We start from the raw sequence: 22,124 nt of genomic DNA, 5'->3' as shown, positions 1-22,124 counted from the left end.
TCATTTTTTAACGGGTGTACCCTGATCAAACACCCTCCGCTACCGCCCCACATCTGAGCGCGTGGTGCATTTGCTCCAGCTCGAATAAAAGCGCTTGCAGCGTCATCCCCATTGCCAGCGTGAAATAATCTATGTATTTTTTCATGAAATTTATCGAAATAAATTTCATGACCCCACAAGAAGAACTCGCCGCCCTGGCCGCGCTGATCCACGACCTGCGCAAACACAAGAAACTCACCCTGGCCCAACTCGCGCAAAAAATCGAGCGTTCGGTGGGTTTCCTGTCCCAGGTAGAGCGCGGCCTGTCGCGCCCGACCGTGGCCGACCTCACCGCCATCAGCCACGCTCTCGACGTGCCCACCACCTACTTCTACAGCCAGCCCAAACCCAAGGCCGTGGACTGGATCACCCGCCCCAACGAACGGCGTACGGTGTATTACGCCAATGGCATCACCGACATCCTCGTCTCTCCGAGCATGAACGGCGCATTCTCGATGCTCGACAGCCTGCTCGCGCCCGGCGCCAATAGCGGTGAACAGACCATGAGCGACCGCGCCGAGCAGGCCGGTTTTGTGCTGGAAGGCGAGTTGACGTTGTGGGTGGAAGGTGAGGCCGACGCGGTCACCCTCGGCCCGGGTGACAGCTTCCACCTGGCCAGTTTCGCCCACTGTCGCTACGCCAATCTGACCGACCTGCCCGCCCGCGTATTGTGGGTTTACAACTAGGAGCTGCACCCGTGAAAAGCCATTCCTCGACGTTGCTGGCCGAAGTACGGACCTTTCGCCAGAACCACCCCGACGTGCGTTATGTCGACCTGATCGCCCTCGACATCCCCGGGCATTTCTACGGCAAGCGCTACCCGGTCGAGATGCTCGAAAAAGTCGCCGCCGGCAGCCCTCTGAAGCTGCCGCAAAACGCCGTGCTGCTGGGGGTTCAGGGTGGGTTGTTCAAGATCGGCGATTACTGCTTCAACGACGGCGATCCGGACGCCAACCGCCGCTTGGTGCCGGGCACGCTCAAACCCGTCACCTGGGAAAACCAGCCGCTGGGCCAGATGCTGATCACCTCGGACGGCACCGAAGCGCCCATCGAATTCGAACCCCGTGAAGTGCTGGCCAAGGTGCTGGAACGCCTGCAACACAAGGGCATACACCCGGTGGTGGCGTTTGAACTGGAGTTCTACCTGTTCGATAAAAAGCTCAACAACGGCCTGCCGCAATTCGCCCGCGACCCGTTGAGCGACGACGCCGATGACCAGCCTAACCTGCATATCGAGCGCCTGTCGCGCTTCAACGAAGTGCTCGACGACATGGCACAAACCGCCAAGGACCAAGGTATCGACATCACGGTGATCACCGCCGAGATCGGCCCCGGCCAGTTCGAGATCAATTTCGGCCACTTGGACGACGGCCTGCGCGCCGCCGACTGGGCCGCCCTGTTCTGCCGCAGTACCCGTGGCGTAGCACTCAAACACGGTTACCGCGCCAGCTTCATGGCCAAGCCGTACCTGCAATACCCCGGCAGCGGCATGCATGTGCACGTGAGCCTTTATGATGCGGCGGGCAACAACTTGCTGGCGGCGCACCAGCAACAGCCGCTGCGTCATGCTGTGGCCGGTTGCCTGGAACTGCTGCCGCATTGCATGCCGATCTTCTCGCCCAACCACAACGCCTTCCGCCGCCTGGGCGGTACGGTCAATGCGGCGACCCGCGCCAGTTGGGGCTTTGAGGACCGCGACGCGTGCGTGCGCATTCCCGAATCCGACCCGCGCAACTTGCGGATCGAACACCGCCTGGCCAGTGCCGATGCCAATCCGTATCTGGTACTGGCAGCGATTCTCGCTGGCCTGGAACATGGCCTTGAAGCCAAGCGCGATCCCATCGCGCCGCTGAATGACGACCGCACCAGCGGCACGGATTTCCCCCTGGAAATGCTCGATGCCGTGCGCGCCATGCAGCATCAACCGGTATTGCGCGATAAACTGGGCGGCGAATTTATCGACGTGTATTGCGAGAACAAACGCCAGGATCACTTGGCCTTCCAGCAAGAGATTGCTGCACGGGAATATCGCTGGTTTCTCTGACCCGCTCACCTGCATGGACTCACCGATGACCGACCAAAGCGCCCCGGCCCTCAAGGAAATCTTCAACGTCGAACGCCTGCAACACATCGCCACCGAGATGACGGCGGTGTACCCGGACTTCGACGCCAAGGGCTTCCTCAAGCACGCCACGGCCGGGCTCGCCGAGTTGTCGGTGATGCAGCGCATGGCACGGGTCAGCGAGAGCCTGCAGGCGATCATCCCGCTGGATTACCCGCACACCCTCAAGCTGCTTTATGCGCTGGCACCGCGCCTGAACAGCGGGTTCGTCAGCCTGTTCCTGCCACACTACGTGGCCAGTTACGGGCGCGACGACTTCACGCGCTCGATGGCGGCGCTCAAATATTTCACGACCTTTGGCTCCGCCGAATTTGCCATCCGCCATTTCCTGCTGGATGACTTCGAACGCACCTTGGCAGTGATGCAAGCCTGGTCGCTGGACGACAACGAACATGTACGGCGCCTGGCCAGCGAAGGCTCGCGCCCGCGCCTGCCGTGGTCGTTTCGCCTGGCGCACGTGCAAGCCAACCCCGAGCTGTGCGCCTCGATCCTCGACAACCTCAAGGCCGATCCCAGCCTGTATGTGCGCAAGTCGGTGGCCAACCACCTCAACGACATCACCAAGGACCATCCGGATTGGGTGCTCAGCCTGATCGAAGGTTGGTCGCTGGAGAACCCCCACACGGCTTGGATCGCCCGCCATGCGCTGCGCAGCCTGATCAAGCAAGGCAACACCCGCGCGCTGACAATCATGGGCGCGGGCGCCAAGGCCGAAGTGAAGATTCATCAGCTGAAAGTCACCCCAGCGGTGATCAACCTGGGTGAACGCATCAGTCTGTCCTTCAGCCTGGAATCCACCGCCGCCACTGCGCAAAAACTGGTGGTGGACTACGCCATCGACTACATAAAAAGTGCCGGCCACAGCGCCGCCAAGGTCTTCAAACTCAAGGCATTTACCCTCGGTGCGGGGGAACATCACAGTATTCGCCGCGAGCAACATATCCGCGAGCTGACCACACGCAAGCACTACCCCGGCCGACACACGGTGCATGTGCTGATCAATGGCGAGAAGCTCGCCAGCGCCGAGTTCGAACTGCGAAAACCCTGACACAAATCAAAGAAAAGGCTCTATCTCGGGCCTTACAGCCAGACAGATTGTCGAACAATCCTGGCTTTTGTTGTTGCGATCAATTATCATCTGTCGCCTTCTCACTACCCGTCGGGTAGTTGTTCCACTGTGTCACCCGAGGCGCCAATGTACCGTTTGCACCGTTTTTCGTTTCACCGCCCCTTGCTTGCCCTCAGTCTGGGGTTCGCTGCCCAGTCCACTTACGCTGCACTGCAACCTATGGCCGAAGCCCCGCTGGCCAGCGACACCGAGCTGCACTGCCACTTCAACCGTGACGCCAGCACCGACTGCACCACCACGTACCACTACACCATCCTCAAGCCCAACGGTCGCGAGATGCTGTCGCGCATCGACTTCGACTACTCCGAAGGCGACACCTTTGAAGTGATCAGCGCAGCGTCCACCCAGCCCGGCGCCAAGCCAGTCGCCCTGGGTGCCGCGCAGATCGACACCCGCACCGCACCCAACCCGGACCAGGGCTTCAGCCGCGACAAGCAGACATCGCTGGCCTTCCCCAACCTGCGTGTCGGCACGCAGATCCGCCTGACCGTGCGCGAACATAATCCTGCGAAACCGCTGATGACTCAGTTTCACTACGCCCTCAAGTTCGGCCCCAGCGCCGCACGGCGCGACCGCTTCAAGGCGCGCTTTACCGCCGAGCGACCTATCCAATGGCGCAGCGAACTGTTCGACGGTTTTAAAGTAACGCCCTCGGCCAACGGCAAGACCCTGGACGTGGTGCAGAAAGCGCCGGCCTATCTCAACTACATCAACGAAGCCTCCAGCGCCGCACTGTTGCGCATCCCGCGCCTGGAAGTGGGCAGTGCCCTGGATCGCCAGGCCTATTTCGGTGACTTCGCCCAACGCTACAACCAGATCCTCGGCGCCAACCTGCCCGCGCAAAGTGCTGCCGCCGTCACCGCTGCACGCAGCTTGGCACCGGCTGAGCAAGTCGCCGCACTGATGCAGCACATCAACGATCACTACCGCTACCTGGGCGACTGGCGCGCCACCGAGCGCGGCTACGTGCCGTTCAACCTCGCGGAAATCGAGGAGCATGGCTATGGTGACTGCAAAGACTTGGCGATCCTGCTGACCGCCATGCTCAAGGCCAGCGGTATCAAGGCCGAAACCGCCTGGATCAGCCGTGGCGAGGTGGTCGAATCGTTACTCATCCCCGGCACCCTCGCCCCGAACCACGCCATCGTACGCGCCGAAGTGGACGGTCAGGTGTGGTGGCTCGACCCGACCAACCCGGTGTTCGCCCCAGGCCAAGTCATGCCGGACATCCAGGACCGCTGGGTGCTGGTCAACGATGCTCAGGGTCAAGTCCGCGAAGAACACATCCCATTGGAACGTCCTGAAACCACCCTGCGCCGGGACAAAAAAGTACAGTTCGACAAACAGGGCAACGGCGCGACCCAAGCCACCATCACCTTCAGCCGCTTGCCGCTGATGCAACTGAGCGTCGCCGACCGCCAACAAGGCACCACCGCCACCGACCAGAACATCTGCGCCAACTTCGGCAACGAGATCAGCGACTGCCACATCACCCGCGAGCCCACTGCCTTCGTCGTGCACGACGGCTACACCGTCAACGCCACCCTGCACGACCAGCGCGCCCTGGAAAAACTGGCGAACGATTACATCTACACCGACCAATCCTTGAAAGAGCGCTGGGACGGCTTCATCAACTACCGCCGCCAGGGGCAACAAGCCGAGCTGTACCTGGGCAACCCCGAAACCAACGACTACACCATCACCCTCACCGGCGGGCAGATGGAGAAAGCGATTCCCGGCTGCCAAGTACGCTCGCCCTGGTACGACATGGACCTGGACGGTACGCTCAAAGACGGCGAACTGCGCTATCACTACCGCCTCAGCCAGAAAAAGCGCTGGCTGAGCCACGATGAGATTGCCAGTGAAGCGTTCGGCAAAATGATTAAGGATGCGCGGGCGTGTGCCGAGCAGGTGCATCAGGTGGTGAAGCTCTAAACCTCATCTGACACAACGCACTCCAATTGTGGGAGGGGGCTTGCCCCCGATGGCGGTGGCTCAGTCACAGATGCATTGACTGACCGGCCGCTATCGGGAGCAAGCCCCCTCCCACATTTTTTAGCCGGTTTCTTCAGTGGGATTCGCCGAGCAGCAAGCGTTGCTCACGTGCACACAACTCCACCACGTAATCCCACAACACCCGCAACCGCACAGATTTGTGCAACTCCCTTCTTGAGCTGATCCAGTAACTGCGCTGGATACTCTCCCCTGGCAACAACGCCACCAAATCCGGGTCCCCCGCTGCCATGAAGCACGGCAATACCGCGATCCCCAACCCCGAGCGCGCCGCCTGGTGCTGGGCGATCACGCTGGTGCTGTGGAACACCACTTTAGGGTTGCGGCAGAAACTGCTGAGGAATTTCAGTTCCTGGCTGAACAGCAGGTCGTCCACGTAATCGATCCATGCATGAGCGGCGAGGTCTTCGCGTTTTTCGATGGGCGGGTGGCGGTCCAGGTAGGCACGGCTGGCGTAGAGCGCGAGGCGGTAGTCGGTGAGCTTGCGGGTGACGAGTTGGTCGACGCTGGGGCGTTCGAGGTGGATGCTGATTTCCGCTTCGCGGTTGAGGATGCTGACAAAGCGCGGCACCGCCACCAGCTCCACTTCCAGCCCGGGATAGCGCTCGAACAGCCCGCCCATGCGCCCGGCCAGGAACATCACACCCAGGCCTTCAGCCACGCCGAGGCGAATCTTGCCCAAGGGCGCGGCCGAATGGGTGAGTTCGTCTTCGGCCAGCAACGCGACGTTTTCCATGGCTTCGGCGTGCTTGAGCAGGGCTTCGCCGGCAGGCGTCAGTTCGTAGCCCTGGGCATGCTGCACGAACAGCGCCGTGCCGAGGCTCTTTTCGATGGCTTCGATATGCCGGGCCACGGTGGCGTGGGTAGTCTTCAGGCGTTGCGCGGCGGTGAGCAGGCGGCCACTGCGCTGCAACTCAAGGAAATACCGCAGGTCATTCCAGTCGAACATCTCGCCTCCCTTGTCCAAGTCTGGCCCACGCTGTTTAAAAACGCACAGCAGCTGGGTAAAAACTAACATTTTTAAGACGAAAACTAACAACTAGGATGGAGCCAATAAGAAAAACAAGCGAGACCCCAGATGCCCATAGCAACTGCTGAATACGATTACATCGTCGTAGGTGCTGGCCCCGCCGGCTGCCTGCTGGCTAATCGGCTGTCCGCCAACCCCGCCCACCGCGTCCTGTTGCTGGAAGCCGGTGGCCGTGACAATTACCCCTGGATTCATATCCCCGTCGGCTATCTGTTCTGCATTGGCAATCCGCGTACCGACTGGTGCTTCAAGACCGAAGCCCAGGAAGGCCTGCAAGGCCGTGCGCTGAGTTACCCGCGAGGCAAGGTGCTGGGTGGTTGCTCGTCCATCAACGGCATGATCTACATGCGCGGCCAGGCTAGGGATTACGACGGCTGGGCCGCTGCCGGCAACTCGGGTTGGGCTTGGCAAGACGTGCTGCCGCTGTTCAAGCAGAGCGAAAACCATTTTGCCGGCAACTCGGCGTTCCACAGCGACGGCGGCGAGTGGCGCGTTGAACAGCAACGCTTGCACTGGCCGATCCTGGATGCCTTTCGCGATGCGGCGGCGCAAAGCGGTATTGCGTCGGTCAGTGATTTCAACCAGGGCGATAACGAAGGTTGCGGCTATTTCCAGGTCAACCAGAAGGCCGGCGTGCGCTGGAACGCGGCGAAGGCGTTTCTCAAGCCGATCCGCCAGCGGCCCAACCTCACCGTGTTGACCGAGGTGGAAGTCGATCGTGTGTTGCTGGAAAACGGCCGGGCATCCAGCGTTGTCGGGCGTCAGCATGGCCAGCCAGTCAGTTGGAAAGCGCGCAAGGAAATCGTGCTGTGCGCCGGTTCCGTGGGCTCGCCGGGCATCCTGCAACGCTCGGGGATTGGCCCGTCGAATGTGCTCAAGCCGTTGGGTATCAATGTGCTGCATGAACTGCCGGGAGTCGGCGGTAACCTGCAGGATCACCTGCAACTGCGCCTGATCTACAAGCTGGAAAACGCGCGCACCCTGAACCAGATCGCAGGCAGCCTGTGGGGCAAGATGGGCATGGGCCTGCGCTACCTGTATGACCGCAGCGGCCCATTGTCGATGGCGCCAAGCCAGCTTGGCGCGTTTGCCCGCTCCGGCCCGGAACAGACCTCGGCCAACCTTGAATACCATGTGCAACCGCTGTCCCTGGAGCGTTTTGGCGAACCGCTGCACGGGTTTCCGGCGTTTACCGCATCGGTCTGCGACCTGCGCCCGCAAAGCCGTGGCCGCGTCGATATCCGTTCGGCCAACCCGGCGGATGCCCCGTTGATCCGGCCCAACTACCTCAGCCACCCGGAAGATCTGCGGGTGGCCGCCGACGCGATTCGCCTGACTCGACGGATCGTGGCCGCTCCGGCGCTGAGCCCGTTCAACCCGGTGGAATACCTGCCTGGTGACACGCTGCAAACCGAAGAACAACTGCACGAAGCCGCCGCACGTATCGGCACCACGATCTTCCATCCGGTGGGCACCTGCCGCATGGGCGCTGACCAAGACGCTGTGGTCGACGCGCAACTGCGGGTGCATGGCGTACCCGGCCTGCGCATCGCCGATGCCTCGATCATGCCGCGCATCACGTCCGGCAACACCTGCTCACCTACACTGATGATCGCTGAGAAAGCCGCGCAGCTGATCCTGTCGCCGAATACAAGGAGCCTCGCACCTGCGAACGAACTGGTACATGCAATCTGAATAGCGGCGCCGTACCCGGCGCCGACAGTGGAACAACAATAAATAATCACTGTGAGGGCTACCCGATGTCAGAACATGCTCAACCCTTGGGCTCGGTAATCGACGCGAGCACCAACAACGATTCAAAGAAAGTCATCTTCGCCTCATCCCTTGGCACGGTGTTCGAGTGGTATGACTTTTTCCTCTACGGCGCCCTGGCGGCGGTGATCAGCAAGCAGTTCTTTGCCGGGGTCAACGACACCACCGCGTTTATCTTTGCCTTGATGGCCTTTGCCGCAGGCTTTGTGGTGCGGCCGTTCGGCGCGCTGGTGTTCGGCCGCCTGGGGGACATGATCGGGCGCAAATACACCTTCCTTGTCACCATCATCCTGATGGGCGTGGCGACCTTCTGCGTCGGGCTGTTGCCGAACTACGCCAGTATTGGCATCGCCGCGCCGATCATCCTGATCGTGTTGCGCATGCTGCAGGGCCTGGCACTGGGCGGTGAATACGGTGGCGCGGCCACTTACGTGGCCGAACACGCTCCCGCTGGCAAACGCGGTTTGCACACCAGTTGGATTCAATCCACCGCCACCATTGGGCTGCTGCTGTCATTGCTGGTGGTGCTGGCCTGTCGTTATTTCACAGGTGACCAGTTCGAGGTGTGGGGCTGGCGTATTCCGTTCCTGTTTTCCATCGTGCTGCTGGGCATTTCCACCTGGATTCGCATGAGCCTGCATGAGTCGCCGGCGTTCCTGAAGATGAAGGAGGAAGGCAAGGCGAGTAAATCGCCGATCCGTGAATCCTTCGGCAAATGGGAAAACCTCAAGGTGGTGTTGATTGCCCTGTTCAGCATCAACGGTGGGCAAGCGGTCACTTTCTATGCCGCGCAGTTCTATGTGCTGTTCTTCCTCACCCAATTCCTGAAGATGGACCCTGCCCTGGCCAATATGCTGCTGATCATCAGCGTGGTGATCGGTGCGCCGTTCTTTATTCTGTTTGGCTGGCTGTCGGACAAGCTCGGCCGCAAGCCGGTGCTGATGCTCGGCCTGTTGCTGGCGACGGTGCTTTACTTCCCGATCTTCAAGGGTCTGGCCCACTACACCAACCCGGCGATGGACCAGGCCAGCCGCCAGGCACCAATCACCGTGCTGGCTGATCCTGCCACCTGCACCTTCCAGTTCGACCCGGTGGGCAAGGCGCGTTTTGACAGTCCGTGCGACAAGGTAAAGACCTTCCTGGTCAAACAGGGTTTGCCATACCACAGCGCCGCCGCCCCGACGGGCAGCCCGGTGCAGGTGAGCGTGGGTGATGTACGCATCGACGGTTTCGACGAAGCCGCCCTGCGCGGCGCGGTGACATTGGCCGGTTACCCGACATCGGCGGATGTGGCCCAGGTCAATAAAGTAATGGTGGTGGTACTGATCGTGGCGCTGATCCTGATTGCCGCCATGTGCTACGGCCCGCTGGCGGCGTTGATGGTGGAGCTGTTCCCGACGCGTATCCGCTACACCTCGATGTCGCTGCCCTACCATATCGGGAATGGCTGGTTTGGCGGGTTCCTGCCGACGGTGTCGTTTGCCTTGGTGGTGTACACCGGCGATATCTTCTATGGCTTGTGGTATCCGGTGGTGGTGACCGGGGTGAGCTTGGTCGTGGGGTTGTTCTGCCTCAAGGAAACGCGGCATGTGGATATCGATAACAACTGACCTGTTCGCCTGAACACAGCAGATCCCCTGTGGGAGCGGGCTTGCCCGCGATGAGGTAGCTCAGTCGCAACTGTGTTGACTGATACACCGCCATCGCGGGCAAGCCCGCTCCCACATTTTGTTTTGTGGCGCCCACACAAATTGCTGTACATCCATACAGATAATGATTGCTCAAATCCCTCCGACTAAGCATCCTGCAAGGCATCAACCCGATCTGATGTGATGACCATGCGGCTGTACCTCTGTGAAAAACCCTCCCAGGCCAAGGATATCGCGGCCGTACTCGGCGCCAGCCGGCGCGGCGACGGGTGTTGGCTGGGCAATGGGGTCACGGTCACCTGGTGCATCGGCCACCTGCTGGAAACCGCCCCACCGGATGCCTACGACGCCAAGTACAAACGCTGGGTGCTGGCCGACCTGCCGATCGTCCCGGAAAAATGGAAGATGCTGGTCAAGCCCAAGACCGCCAGCCAGTTCAAGGCAGTCAAGCGTTTGCTGGGGGAAACCCACGAGCTGGTGATCGCCACCGACGCCGACCGCGAGGGCGAAATGATCGCCCGTGAACTGGTGGAGCATTGCCGCTATCGCGGGCCGATCCAGCGGTTGTGGCTGTCGGCGCTGGATGACGCCTCCATCCGCAAGGCCCTGGCCGCGCTCAAGCCCGGCTCCGAAACCTTCAGCCTGTATCACTCGGCCCTCGGCCGTTCCCGCGCCGACTGGTTGATCGGCATGAACATGAGTCGCTTGTTCACCTTGCTCGGACGCCAATCCGGGTATCAGGGCGTATTGCCGGTAGGCCGGGTGCAAACGCCGACCCTGCGCCTGGTGGTGGACCGCGACCGTAGCATCGCCGACTTCGTACCCGTGGCTTACTGGGCCATCGATGTCGACCTGCGCCACGAGCGCATGACCTTCACCGCCCAATGGCGCGCAGCCGAAGATGCCTGCGACGACCAGGGCCGTTGCCTCAACCCACAGCTGGCGCGGGAAGCGGCCGACGCCATGAGCAATGCCGCCACAGCCCGATTAGTGAAGCTGCGCACCGAACGCATGCGCGAGGTGGCGCCTCTGCCCTTCGACCTGGGCACCCTGCAGGAGATCTGTTCAAAGAAACTCGGCCTCGGTGCCCAGGAAACCCTGGATATCGCCCAGTCGCTCTACGAAACCCACAAGGTCATTACCTACCCGCGCAGTGATTGCGGCTACTTGCCGTTGAGCCAGCACGGTGACGCCCCGCATATTCTCGCCGCGCTGGGCCGTGCAGATGCGGCGGTGAACGAACTGATGCCGCATATCGACCCCCAACGACGCTCGCGGGCGTGGAACGATGCCAAGGTCAGCGCCCACCACGGCATCATTCCCACGGGTGCCGGCAAGGATGTCGGGCAACTGACCGGCAAACACCGGGCGGTTTACACCTTGATTCGCGCGCGTTACCTGGCGCAATTCCTGCCCAACCACGAATACGATCGCACTCAGGCGGACTTTGACTGTGCAGGCCAGGCGTTGCGCGCGGTCGGTAAAGTCATCATCGAACCGGGTTGGAAGCGGGCCTTGCCAGAAGCGCTGGCCCCCGCCAAAGGCCGCGAAGCACCGGCCCCACAAGCGTTGCCGACGTTGGTGCAAGGCCAGGACTACAACGTGGCCAAGGTCAATCTCAAAGACCTGTGGACCCAGCCACCCAAACCCTTCACCGAAGGCGACCTGATCAAGGCCATGAAAAACGTCGCCAAGCTGGTGGAAGATCCACTGCTCAAGCAAAAGCTCAAGGACACCACCGGTATCGGCACCGAGGCCACCCGTGCCGGAATTATCCAGGGGCTGCTGGACCGTGGTTATCTGGTGAAAAACGGCAAGGCGCTCTCTGCCACCCCGGCGGCATTCAGCCTGATCGACGCCGTACCCCGCGCCATCGCCGACCCCGGCACTACCGCCATTTGGGAACAGGCGCTGGACATGGTGCAAAGCGGGGAAATGAGCCTGGAAGAATTCGTCGCCAAACAAGCGGCCTGGATGAGCAAACAAGTGGCTCGTTGCAACGACATGCGCATGACCATCACCGGCCCGGCCAGCCCGGCAGGTCGAGGTGCCCCCCCTTGGAAAAAGAAACGCAAGAGCGCGCCACGCAAGACGGCAGCCGCACCCAAGCGGGGGAAAAAGCCGACAAATGCCGGATAACCATCAAAAAAATCCGGCGAATGACGTTTTTCGACGGGTTTAGCGCCGCTTTGGGCCTTGCGGCACCGTAGTCCGTCTAGGATTCTGTAGGGGACCTGCTGACTTCCTAACAACAACACCGGAGTGGCCGCCATGAAAACCGTTGCACAAGTGCTGAAAGCCAAGGACCAGAAAAACCAGGACGTCCATACCATCCAATGGGACCACACCGTATTTGAAGCACTGGTCCGCATGTCGGAGAAAAACGTCGGGGCTTTGCCGGTCGTCAAGGAAGGCGCAGTTGTCGGGATCATCAGCGAACGGGATTACGCACGTAAAATCATGCTCAAGGGGCTGTCGTCGGTGACTACGAAAGTCCATGAGGTAATGAGCTCTCCGGTGATCACCGTCGACACTCATAAAAAGGTCGATGAGTGCATGAACATCATGACCGACAGTCACCTGCGCCACCTGCCTGTGGTCGAAGACGGCAAACTGCTGGGTCTGCTGTCCATCGGCGACTTGGTGAAAGAAGCCATTGCCGACCAAGCGGACCTGATCAGACAGCTGGAGCAGTACATCCGCGGCGAATAGGGGAACCCATGCTGGACACGCCGGAACATCAAGAAGACCACCTCGAGCCCCTGCACCGCGCCATGGCCGAACGGCGCTTTCTGGTACTGACCGGTGCGGGGATCAGCACGTCGTCGGGCATTCCCGATTATCGCGACAGCGAAGGCGTACGCCGGGGCAAGCCGCCGATGATGTACCAGGAGTTCCTGGCCACTGCGCAGGCGCGACGTCGTTATTGGGCGCGGGCCATGCTGGGTTGGCCACGGGTACGTATTGCGCAGCCGAACAAGGCCCATCTTGCGCTGGCCACATTGCAGCGCGACGAGCGCATCAGCGGTTTGATCACGCAAAACGTCGACGCGCTGCATGATCAGGCTGGAAGCCATGATGTGATTGAACTGCACGGCAGCCTGCGTCGTGTGCTGTGCCTCGATTGCCAGCAGCGCTGCGAGCGCGATGTGATCCAGCGGGTGATGGAGGATCAGAACCCGTACCTGGCGAGTGTCGATGCCGTACAGGCTCCCGACGGCGACACACTGCTGGACCCCGCCTTTGAGGAGCGCTTCCATGTCCCCCACTGCCCCCATTGCAATGGCGAACGGCTGAAACCAGACGTAGTGTTTTTTGGAGAGAACGTGGCCCAAGCCACCGCTGCCAAAGCCATGGCTGCCGTAGGACACGCCGAGGGGTTGCTGGTGGTAGGCTCATCGCTGATGGCCTATTCAGCGTTTCGCCTGTGCAAGGCGATGGTGGAGCAAGGCAAACCAGTGATTGCCATCAACCTGGGCAAGACCCGTGGTGATGAGCTTCTACAGATAAAGATCGAAGCCTCATGCGAGCACCTGTTGCCCCTGCTGGCCGAACGACTGAAATGCCCGCTCACTACAGCCACTGTTGACCTCGACCTCCCTTCCAAAAAATGACGCTCAAGTCACGTTTTACCGCATTCTCCCGTCCCCACAACGATTTATGTAGTGCTTTAAAAAAATCACTACATAACCGTTGACGTAACCTTTTTGTCCTTGCATTATCGAGACGTCTCCCGGATCGGGAGCGTTGGTAACCAGTGTTTTGAACAAGCTCGTCTGACCGCCGAGTTGTTTTTTCCGGATGTGCACTGCCCACAAGGCAGATTGATGAAGCTGACCGACCCGCAAGGTTCGGTACAAGGAGCTAAAACGCTGCTTGTCTTCGTTATGAAACCATTGCGTAGCAGTTCATCAGCAAGACTACATGCATCAGGTTCAAGACCCTGCTCGTATTCGGCAGACAGTCGCTGACGCCCGGTTTTCGGAACCGGAGACAACTAACCACGAATCAATTGATAGATCGCCAACTGGTCAAGGGGCTTACACATGAATCTGAACAACCAACCAACTATCAAAGAATTGGCTGAGATGTTCGCAGCGCAGAAAGACACACTCGACGACCATATCCTGTGGGTGGGTAAATCGGGCGAAGTGAAAATCGACTGCCTGGCGCCCCATACCGAAGAAGCCGAGTTCGACCGCAATAACCGTGAACTGGCGGCGCGCCTGAAGATGTATCGCCGTGGCCAGGGTTATGTCGGCAAGAAGGCTGCCGCTGATCGCAACTTTATCGAGCAAGTGTTCGACACACTTAACAATGCCTGGGCGTCTTTCAAAGACAACTCGCAAGTTAAAGTGATCGACCGTTACTACTAACGACTCAGTAGTACTCACTTATATGGGAGCTGGTTTACCAGCTCCCATTTTTGTATCTGGCACAATCAAAAAGTCGGAAACCTGCCCTTCCCGGCTTCATCCCGAAAAATATCAAACAGCACCTGTGCCGCCGCTGAAAGTTCATGCCCTGGCTTGGTCAGCACGCCAATGGGGCGTTCGATCACCGGGTCACTCAAAGTGATGCAATGAGCGCCCGCCTCCTCCATCTGCCGCGCACATAATGCGGGGACGGCGCTGACCCCCAACCCAGTGGCAACCATTTTGCCCACAGTCGCCAACTGATGGCTTTCCAGGGCTACCGGCAGTTTCATCTGTAAGGCGCCCAGGTGCTCCTCCAGCATGACCCGCACCGTGGAAGGCCGCTGCAAGGTAATGAACGGCTGCTCCAGCAGGGTTTTCCAATCGATCTCGGTACGTTGTGCCAAGGGTGAATCAGCCGGCACCACCGCGATAAATCGGTCCAGGTACAGCGGCGTAAACGCCAACGAAGACCCCTCTGAAGGCTCGAACGCAACGCCCAGCTCCACTTGGCGGTCGCGGACCATCTCCAGCACCTGTTCATTGATCAGGTCATGCACCGTCACATTCACGTGGGGGTAACGTTCGCGAAATATCTTGAGAATCGGCGGCAACAGGTTGCCTGCGAACGACGGCATCGCCGCGACGGTCACCCGTCCACGCTGCAAGGTGAAGCGCTGGCGCAGTTCGTCTTCGGCGTTGTCCCAGTCGGCAATCAGACGACGAGCCAGGGGCAACAGCGATTCGCCTTCAGGGGTCAGTGCAACGTTGCGGGTGTTGCGGCTGAACAAGCGCCCGCCCAACCCTTCCTCCAGCCCCTTGATGGTCAGGCTCAGCGCCGATTGGGAAAGGTGCAGGCGCTCGCAGGCCGCGGCAAAACTCAAGGTTTGGGCCACAGCGAGAAAGGCACGCATCTGTTTAACTGTCATGAGGCGACTCCAAACGGCCAGGCAACTATGCTGTTTTTTAAATCAATCAACCTTAAAAAACAACTTAACAAATCAATGCTTCAGCGCAACACTCGGTTCATTGGCTGGCCCACAAACAATAAAAGAGGTGCATATGGCAGGTTTCGATAAACGCGTGGCGTCCTATGAAGAAGCGCTGGCAGGCCTGGAAGACGGCATGACCGTGCTGTCCGGTGGTTTTGGCCTGTGTGGCATTCCGGAAAACCTCATCGCCGAGATCAAGCGCAAAGGCACCCGCGACCTGACTGTGGTTTCCAACAACTGCGGTGTCGACGGTTTCGGCCTGGGCGTTCTGCTGGAACAAAAGCAGATCAGCAAAGTGATCGCGTCCTACGTGGGTGAAAACGCCCTGTTCGAGAAGCAACTGCTCAGCGGCGAAATCGAAGTGGTACTGACCCCCCAAGGCACCCTGGCGGAAAAAATGCGTGCAGGCGGTGCCGGTATCCCGGCCTTCTTTACCGCCACCGGCGTCGGCACTCCGGTTGCCGAAGGCAAGGAAACCCGCGAATTCAACGGTCGCCCGTACCTGATGGAAGAGTCCATCACCGGCGACTTCGCCATCGTCAAAGGCTGGAAAGCCGACCACTTCGGCAACGTCATTTATCGCCACACTGCCCAGAACTTCAACCCGCTGGCCGCCACTGCGGGCAAGATCACCGTGGTCGAAGTCGAGGAAATCGTCGAACCGGGCGAGCTGGACCCGGCGCAGATCCACACCCCTGGTATCTACGTCGACCGGATCATCTGCGGCACGTTCGAGAAGCGCATCGAACAGCGCACCGTGCGCAAGTAATCCGCCTCCAGCCCAGACAATAAGAGGAAAAAAACATGGCTCTTACCCGCGAACAAATGGCCCAACGCGTCGCCCGCGAAATGCAGGACGGTTACTACGTCAACCTCGGCATCGGCATTCCGACCCTGGTGGCCAACTATATTCCTGAAGGCATGGAAGTCATGCTGCAATCGGAAAACGGCCTGCTGGGCATGGGCCCGTTTCCGACCGAAGACACCATCGATGCCGACATGATCAATGCCGGCAAACAGACTGTGACCGCGCGCATCGGCGCCTCGATCTTCTCCTCCGCCGAGTCCTTCGCGATGATTCGCGGCGGCCACGTCGACCTCACCGTACTCGGTGCATTTGAAGTGGACGTACAGGGCAACATCGCCTCGTGGATGATCCCCGGCAAGCTGGTGAAAGGCATGGGCGGTGCCATGGACCTGGTGGCCGGTGCGGAAAACATCATCGTGATCATGACCCACGCGTCCAAGGACGGTGAGTCCAAGTTGCTCAGCCAATGCAGCCTGCCATTGACCGGCGCGAACTGCATCAAGCGTGTATTGACGGACCTGGCCTACCTGGAAATTGAAAATGGCGCTTTTGTCCTCAAGGAACGCGCACCTGGCGTCAGCGTTGAAGAGATTGTGAGCAAGACCGCCGGTAAACTGATCGTCCCGGACCACGTTCCAGAAATGCAATTCCAGTGAGGACAGATTCCATGCAAGACGTCGTGATTGTCGCTGCCACCCGCACCGCCGTGGGCAGCTTCCAGGGTTCGCTGGCCAATATCCCGGCACCTGAACTGGGCGCCGCAGTGATCCGTCGCCTGCTGGAGCAGACCGGCCTGGACCCGGCCCAGGTGGATGAAGTGATCCTCGGCCAGGTACTCACCGCAGGCAGCGGCCAGAACCCGGCCCGCCAGGCCTCGATCCTGGCGGGCCTGCCCCACGCGGTGCCAAGCCTGACGCTGAACAAGGTCTGCGGCTCGGGCCTCAAGGCCCTGCACTTGGGCGCCCAGGCCATCCGTTGCGGTGACGCAGACGTGATCATTGCCGGTGGCATGGAAAACATGAGCCTGGCGCCCTACGTCTTGCCTGCCGCGCGCACCGGTTTGCGCATGGGCCATGCCAAGATGATCGACAGCATGATCACCGACGGCCTGTGGGATGCGTTCAACGACTACCACATGGGCATCACCGCCGAAAACCTGGTGGACAAGTACGGCATCAGCCGTGAAGCCCAGGACGCGTTCGCCGCTGCCTCGCAACAAAAGGCCACTGCTGCTATTGAAGCAGGGCGTTTTGTCGATGAAATCACGCCGATCCTGATCCCTCAGCGTAAAGGCGACCCGGTGGCCTTCGCCGTGGATGAGCAACCTCGCGCCGGCACCACTGCCGAATCCCTGGCCAAGCTCAAACCCGCGTTCAAGAAAGACGGCAGCGTGACCGCCGGCAACGCTTCAAGCCTCAACGACGGCGCCGCTGCGGTGCTACTGATGAGCGCCGACAAGGCCAAGGCCCTCGGCCTGCCGGTGTTGGCACGTATCGCCAGTTACGCCAATGCGGGCGTGGACCCTGCCATCATGGGCATTGGTCCGGTCTCGGCGACACGCCGCTGCCTGGACAAAGCCGGCTGGAAACTGAGTGACCTGGACCTGATCGAAGCCAACGAAGCGTTCGCCGCGCAATCCTTGGCGGTGGGCAAAGAGCTGGAGTGGGACGCTGACAAGGTCAACGTCAACGGCGGCGCCATCGCCATCGGCCATCCAATCGGCGCGTCAGGCTGCCGCGTGTTGGTGACCCTGCTGCATGAAATGATCAAGCGCGATGCCAAGAAAGGCCTGGCGACGCTGTGCATCGGTGGCGGCCAGGGCGTCGCCCTCGCACTCGAACGCAACTGATTCAACGCGCAACATGGAAAAGGCCCGGTTCCACGAAAACCGGGCCTTTTCTTTAAGGGATATGCCTGAAAAAACACAGTCCACATGTGGGAGCGGGCTTGTCGAATCGTCGCACCGCTGCGATGGCATCACCGCGGTGTGACTCACACACCGAGGTGCCTGCATCGCGGGCAAGCCCGGCTCCCACACAAGCCCGCTCCCACAATTGATTTGCGCACTCAGTCAACTCTGGGCACCGCAAACACCGCATTCGCCCGCGCCACCACCTTCTCCCCCACTTGCAGACTCACCGTGGCAAACGCCATTTGCCGCCCGCGCTTATGATGCTCCAGGCGCACCACTACCCACTCTCCCACCTGCACCGCCCCCAAGTAATCCAAGGTCATGCTCGCCGTAATCAACGGCAGCGGCGGCTCGCTGGAAAACGCCATCGCATACCCCATGCCGACATCCGCCAGGGTCGCCAACACCCCGCCATGCACCGTGCCGCGTCCGTTGGCGTGGCGGTTATCGGCACGCAGGCCGATTTCCAATTGCAGACCTTCGCCCCGGCAATAGGCCGGGCCAAGCAAATCAAGCAACGGGCTGCTGCGTGGTAACGAAACAAAACCTTCGGGCACGGCGGGCGTGTTCATGGCGAGTTCATCCTTGGAGTCAGGCTTGAGGTGTACGCCAGACCTCACACAGCGGCCACCAACATCCACCGTGCAAATCCAGCGTGATGCTTTGCGTTAATCCGCCAGACCCGGTTTAATCGCCGTCCATTTCCCCTGTACACCCCAAGGAACTGCAATGCGCCATCTGGACGGCAAATCTCGCCCGTTGTTCATGATCCTACTGGCTGGGATGGCCCTGGCCGGCTGCTCGCCCAAGGACCACTCCCGTGCCACGGTGATCAATGGCGAACAAGGCCGGGCCGGCGCGCAACTGGCCTACGAACATGAGCTGACCCTGGCCCTGCCCGGTGCCCTGCTCGCACCGCGCATGCAAGCCACCCGCGAAGCCTGTGAAACCGCCCGCTTTGGTGCCTGTAATATTCTGGGCATCACCGAAGATGGCAACGGCGGCGAGATCATCCTGCGTATCGCGCCCACGGGTGTGGAACCAATGGTCGCGATGGCGGCTGAAGGCGGCAAACTCGGCCAGCGCATCACCACCGCCGAAGACCTGGCCGATGCCGTCAATGATGTGCATCGCCGCCAAGAGCGCCTGCAAGCCCAGCAGCAGCGCCTTGATGAACTGGCCAAACGCAAAGACATCACCGTCAGCGACCTGATCGCCCTGAGCAAGGAACAGGCGTCCATCGAAAACGAGCTGCAGGAACTGGCCCAACTCGCCGCCGGTCAGCAGCGCCGCCTCGATACCAACCGCGTCACCCTCAACTTCCGTTCCTCCGACGGTGCGAACCAGCAATCGCGCTTCAGCCGGATGTTCAGCAACCTGGGCGACAATCTGGTGAACGGCACGGCAGATGCCCTGGAACGCGCCAGCTATGTGCTGCCGTTTGTGATCCTGGCATTCCCGGTCGTATGGCTGTGGGTAGGGTTGTGGCGCCGGTTCGTCAAACGCCGCGCTTGATCAGCGCTTCATACAGCGCTGGTATCGCTCATCCACCCGCTTGGCAAACCACGCTGTCGTCAGGTTGCGGGTGATCTTCGGGCTCTTGAGTACGATGCCCGGCAGGATCGCCCGCGGCACCGGCTTGCCGGCAGCCTTGTCGGCCAGGGTGAACACGCGCTTGTAGAGCGTGGTGTCTTCAAAATCCAGCTGCTCGCCCTGCTCCAACTGGCTGCGAATGCTCGGGTTGCGCATATCCAACTTCGAACCCAGCGAACGCACCGCCAGCTCGGTGGTGCCCGGCAGCAATGACCCGTAGCGAATCAAGTCTCCGTCCAACGCCAGTTCGGTGCCCGTAACACGGCTGACGGCGGCCTGGAATGCGGCGTTGCGACTGGCATACCAACCGGCATTGAAATCGGCAAAGCGATACAGCGGCTGGTCGTAGCTCACCGGGTACCCGAGCAGATGAGTGATGCCAAAATACATGCCGCCACGTCGGGTGAAGACTTCCCGGCGAATCGTGCCATCCACCGTGTAGGGATAACCCCGCGCATGTTGCTGCGCAAAGTCGATACTCACCTGCATCGGGCCGGCGGTGTGTACCGGGTTGAAGCCGCCAAACAATGTGTTGCCCAGCGGCACCATGCTGATGAAGTCATCGAAGATACCGCTCAGGTCCTTCTCAGTACGCGCGGCGCTCAGGCGCTCGGCGTAGGACTTGCCGGTTGGCGAGCGCAATTGCAGCGTGGTGCGAATCACGAATGCCGGCACATGGACCTTGCCGGCGCGACGCAGGATTTCATCCTGGGCGATCTTGCCCATGTTCGGCACAGGTGGGTCGACCTGATATGTGGATTCCTGTTCGGTCACCGCCAGCACGGCACAGATGTTTTCGGTACTGGGGTAGATCTTCTGGGTGTCGAAGGCCGTGTAGATGTCTTGAGCCCAACCACTGCGGTCCGGCACCGACGCCGGCAGCAGGCGCACGATCTGCGCTTTCACGTCAGCCTCGCTGCGTGGCGGCTGTTGCGGGTTGCGCGTAGTGGAGCAACCGGCCAGCACCAACAACGTGGTGAGACACAGGATCAGACGGCTTGGATACATGGGGCTTCCTTGAACGGCGACGGGCCGGGCATTGCGGATATCGACAGGTAAGTCTAACCGGGGTTCGCTGATTTGCTGGGCGCCCCCTCACTACAGAGTGTGCCGAGCGGTTTGCGTGAGGAGTACGCAAGCCACTGAAACATCCCACGTTATAGCCAGATAAGCTCTGCATACCGCCTTAAAAAACCTCTGCAAAGTCCTTCGCCTCATCACACAGTGCGAGGGATTGCAGATGGTTTTTCTTTTTTGTGCGTGGGTTGATTGGGCAACTTCAGACGCACCTTCCGTGGGGAGAACTCACGGATGACCCACGCCGCACACATTGCTCATATCGAACATGAGCTGGATAGCTTTCATCAGAGTCTGGCGGAGTACCGAAAACAGATGGACGCCTGGTATGCGCGGACGCTGGATTCGGTCAGCCATACGGCGGATATGCCATCGCTGCTGGGGATGGAGCGGGTGTTGCGGGTCGGTGCCTCGCAGCAGTCTGTGAGTCTTGCCGATGCGGATTTTTCTACCGTCGCTCGTTGCCCGGTAGGCGGTGTGCTGGAAATCGAGAGCACATTCGAATCGGTGTATGACGTGCCGATCGGCGATATCCCGGTTGAAGTCATTGGGCTGGATGACGGCAGTTCTACCGTCGTCATGCTGGATGAGCATGGCAAGGGCTCTCACCACTGCGCCGCAGGCGAGCGCTATCAGGTGCGGGTACAAGGCGGGGTTTCAGGCGAACAGGTCGACGCGTTGTTCGCCTCCTATGCTGGGCTGACGGCGGATCTGGAGCAATGGCTGCGCTCACAGTGGGCAGGGTTCCGCCCCCATTGGGAGGTATCAACGGCCAGTGCGATTGGCAGCGGCATGCTGGCGGGCAGTTGGGCGGCGATCAGAGACGCATGGGACAGCATCAAGCTGGTGCAGGCGATTCTCGAAGACCCGTTGAAATTTGCCGAACAGCTGGGGGCCGAGGCGGCGAAGCTGGCACAAGTGGCCACCGATGCCCCCAAGGTCATGGAACAGGCGATGTTGCTGGCCAGTGATGAGGCGGCGCTGTACCTGATGATGCGCACGGCGATGATCTGGCTGGACGCATTGCCTCCGGGCGAGATGGCCGAAGTGGCTGCTGGTTTTCTGGTCTCGTTGTTGATCGATCTGGTGATTGGTGCGGTGTTGGCCATCGCACTGCCAGCGGCGGGTGTGGCTTATCTGGGTGTGCGGCTGGCCAAGTACGGCGCGCGACTCGTTGACGCCGTTGTTGGCTTTGTTCAAAGCCTGCTTGCGATTCTGAAGAAATTTATGCAAGCCGTGGATCGCTACAAGGCAGTGGCGGTTCGCGGCGTGGTCGGCGGGCTGAAGCAAGGCCGGATGCAGATGCGCTGGCGGGCACGGCAGAACGCGGTGCTGAAGCAGAAAGAGCCTGTCGACGATGTGCCCGGTTCGGGCAAGAACCTGAATGGCGATGCCACCGCCAGTGCGGACAAGACCGTTACCAACGGCTGCCCGGTATCGATGGTGACCGGCGAGGAACTGCTGACCCTTACCGATGGCACGTTGGACGGCGTGCTGCCGTTTGAGTGGACGCGGTTGTATCGCACCAGTGCGGTGGAAGTGGATTGCGGGCTAGGGTTTGGCTGGAGTCAT

At 60.5% G+C, this 22,124-nt stretch carries 19 protein-coding genes; 15 read left to right on the top strand and 4 right to left on the bottom strand.

Going from position 1 to position 22,124, the window contains the following annotated elements; genetic code table 11:
• The first annotated feature begins 167 nt into the window (after positions 1-167).
• From AC07V4_RS20620 to AC07V4_RS20605, 4 genes are all read left to right on the top strand, one after another.
• Complete coding sequence (locus AC07V4_RS20620) at positions 168-725, top strand: helix-turn-helix domain-containing protein (protein WP_492638093.1); 558 nt, start codon at positions 168-170, stop codon at positions 723-725.
• 11 nt (positions 726-736) lie between these two features.
• On the top strand, positions 737-2,083 hold the full coding sequence (locus AC07V4_RS20615) for a glutamine synthetase family protein (RefSeq protein ID WP_492638094.1): 1,347 nt from the start codon (positions 737-739) through the stop codon (positions 2,081-2,083).
• Positions 2,084-2,108: 25 nt separating this feature from the next.
• Entirely contained in the window at positions 2,109-3,209 is a 1,101-nt protein-coding gene (locus tag AC07V4_RS20610; protein WP_492638095.1) for a DNA alkylation repair protein, read from the top strand.
• Between the two features lie 156 nt (positions 3,210-3,365).
• Complete coding sequence (locus AC07V4_RS20605) at positions 3,366-5,225, top strand: DUF3857 domain-containing transglutaminase family protein (protein ID WP_492638112.1); 1,860 nt, start codon at positions 3,366-3,368, stop codon at positions 5,223-5,225.
• Positions 5,226-5,358: 133 nt separating this feature from the next.
• On the opposite strand, the gene AC07V4_RS20600 is transcribed toward AC07V4_RS20605, so the two are convergent.
• Positions 5,359-6,252, bottom strand: coding sequence for a LysR family transcriptional regulator (locus AC07V4_RS20600; protein ID WP_492638096.1), 894 nt, complete (start codon positions 6,250-6,252; stop codon positions 5,359-5,361).
• A gap of 129 nt (positions 6,253-6,381) precedes the next feature.
• Between AC07V4_RS20600 and AC07V4_RS20595 the strand changes: the two genes are divergently transcribed.
• The 6 genes from AC07V4_RS20595 to AC07V4_RS20570 all read left to right on the top strand — a co-directional run bounded on the left by AC07V4_RS20595 (position 6,382) and on the right by AC07V4_RS20570 (position 14,131).
• Positions 6,382-8,028, top strand: a complete 1,647-nt coding sequence (locus tag AC07V4_RS20595) for a GMC family oxidoreductase (RefSeq protein WP_492638097.1) — start codon at positions 6,382-6,384, stop codon at positions 8,026-8,028.
• A 65-nt stretch (positions 8,029-8,093) separates the two neighbouring features.
• Positions 8,094-9,716, top strand: coding sequence for an MFS transporter (locus tag AC07V4_RS20590; RefSeq protein WP_492638098.1), 1,623 nt, complete (start codon positions 8,094-8,096; stop codon positions 9,714-9,716).
• Between the two features lie 228 nt (positions 9,717-9,944).
• Positions 9,945-11,894: a DNA topoisomerase III gene (locus AC07V4_RS20585; RefSeq protein WP_492638099.1), complete on the top strand. Its 1,950-nt coding sequence runs from the start codon at positions 9,945-9,947 to the stop codon at positions 11,892-11,894.
• A gap of 132 nt (positions 11,895-12,026) precedes the next feature.
• Positions 12,027-12,467: a CBS domain-containing protein gene (locus AC07V4_RS20580; protein WP_492638100.1), complete on the top strand. Its 441-nt coding sequence runs from the start codon at positions 12,027-12,029 to the stop codon at positions 12,465-12,467.
• Between the two features lie 8 nt (positions 12,468-12,475).
• Positions 12,476-13,369, top strand: a complete 894-nt coding sequence (locus tag AC07V4_RS20575; protein ID WP_492638101.1) for an NAD-dependent protein deacetylase — start codon at positions 12,476-12,478, stop codon at positions 13,367-13,369.
• Positions 13,370-13,801: 432 nt separating this feature from the next.
• Positions 13,802-14,131: a hypothetical protein gene (locus tag AC07V4_RS20570; protein WP_492638102.1), complete on the top strand. Its 330-nt coding sequence runs from the start codon at positions 13,802-13,804 to the stop codon at positions 14,129-14,131.
• Between the two features lie 65 nt (positions 14,132-14,196).
• Here AC07V4_RS20570 and AC07V4_RS20565 read toward each other — a convergent pair whose 3' ends face one another.
• Complete coding sequence (locus AC07V4_RS20565) at positions 14,197-15,099, bottom strand: LysR family transcriptional regulator (protein ID WP_431751283.1); 903 nt, start codon at positions 15,097-15,099, stop codon at positions 14,197-14,199.
• A gap of 133 nt (positions 15,100-15,232) precedes the next feature.
• Between AC07V4_RS20565 and AC07V4_RS20560 the strand changes: the two genes are divergently transcribed.
• Genes AC07V4_RS20560 through AC07V4_RS20550 form a run of 3 tightly spaced genes read left to right on the top strand, consistent with a single transcriptional unit; the run spans position 15,233 to position 17,819 of the window.
• Positions 15,233-15,931, top strand: coding sequence for a CoA transferase subunit A (locus tag AC07V4_RS20560; RefSeq protein ID WP_058425579.1), 699 nt, complete (start codon positions 15,233-15,235; stop codon positions 15,929-15,931).
• Between the two features lie 35 nt (positions 15,932-15,966).
• Positions 15,967-16,626, top strand: coding sequence for a CoA transferase subunit B (locus AC07V4_RS20555; RefSeq protein WP_431751284.1), 660 nt, complete (start codon positions 15,967-15,969; stop codon positions 16,624-16,626).
• Between the two features lie 11 nt (positions 16,627-16,637).
• Positions 16,638-17,819, top strand: a complete 1,182-nt coding sequence (locus tag AC07V4_RS20550; protein ID WP_492638103.1) for an acetyl-CoA C-acetyltransferase — start codon at positions 16,638-16,640, stop codon at positions 17,817-17,819.
• A gap of 218 nt (positions 17,820-18,037) precedes the next feature.
• Here AC07V4_RS20550 and AC07V4_RS20545 read toward each other — a convergent pair whose 3' ends face one another.
• A complete protein-coding gene (locus AC07V4_RS20545; protein WP_492638104.1) occupies positions 18,038-18,454 on the bottom strand; it encodes a PaaI family thioesterase in 417 nt (138 codons plus the stop codon).
• Positions 18,455-18,611: 157 nt separating this feature from the next.
• Between AC07V4_RS20545 and AC07V4_RS20540 the strand changes: the two genes are divergently transcribed.
• Positions 18,612-19,397 (top strand): DUF4349 domain-containing protein, encoded by a 786-nt coding sequence (locus AC07V4_RS20540; protein ID WP_492638105.1) that lies wholly within the window; start codon positions 18,612-18,614, stop codon positions 19,395-19,397.
• On the opposite strand, the gene AC07V4_RS20535 is transcribed toward AC07V4_RS20540, so the two are convergent.
• Entirely contained in the window at positions 19,398-20,483 is a 1,086-nt protein-coding gene (locus AC07V4_RS20535) for a DUF1615 domain-containing protein (protein ID WP_492638106.1), read from the bottom strand.
• Positions 20,484-20,786: 303 nt separating this feature from the next.
• Here AC07V4_RS20535 and AC07V4_RS20530 point away from each other — a divergent pair.
• The coding region (locus AC07V4_RS20530; protein ID WP_492638107.1) for a DUF6531 domain-containing protein at positions 20,787-22,124 on the top strand (1,338 nt) is incomplete at its 3' end.

This window comes from Pseudomonas sp. GW821-FHT03A09 (genome assembly GCF_059421065.1).
The sequence above is the reverse complement of the archived record's forward strand: the minus strand, read 5'-3'. Positions and strand labels throughout refer to the sequence as shown.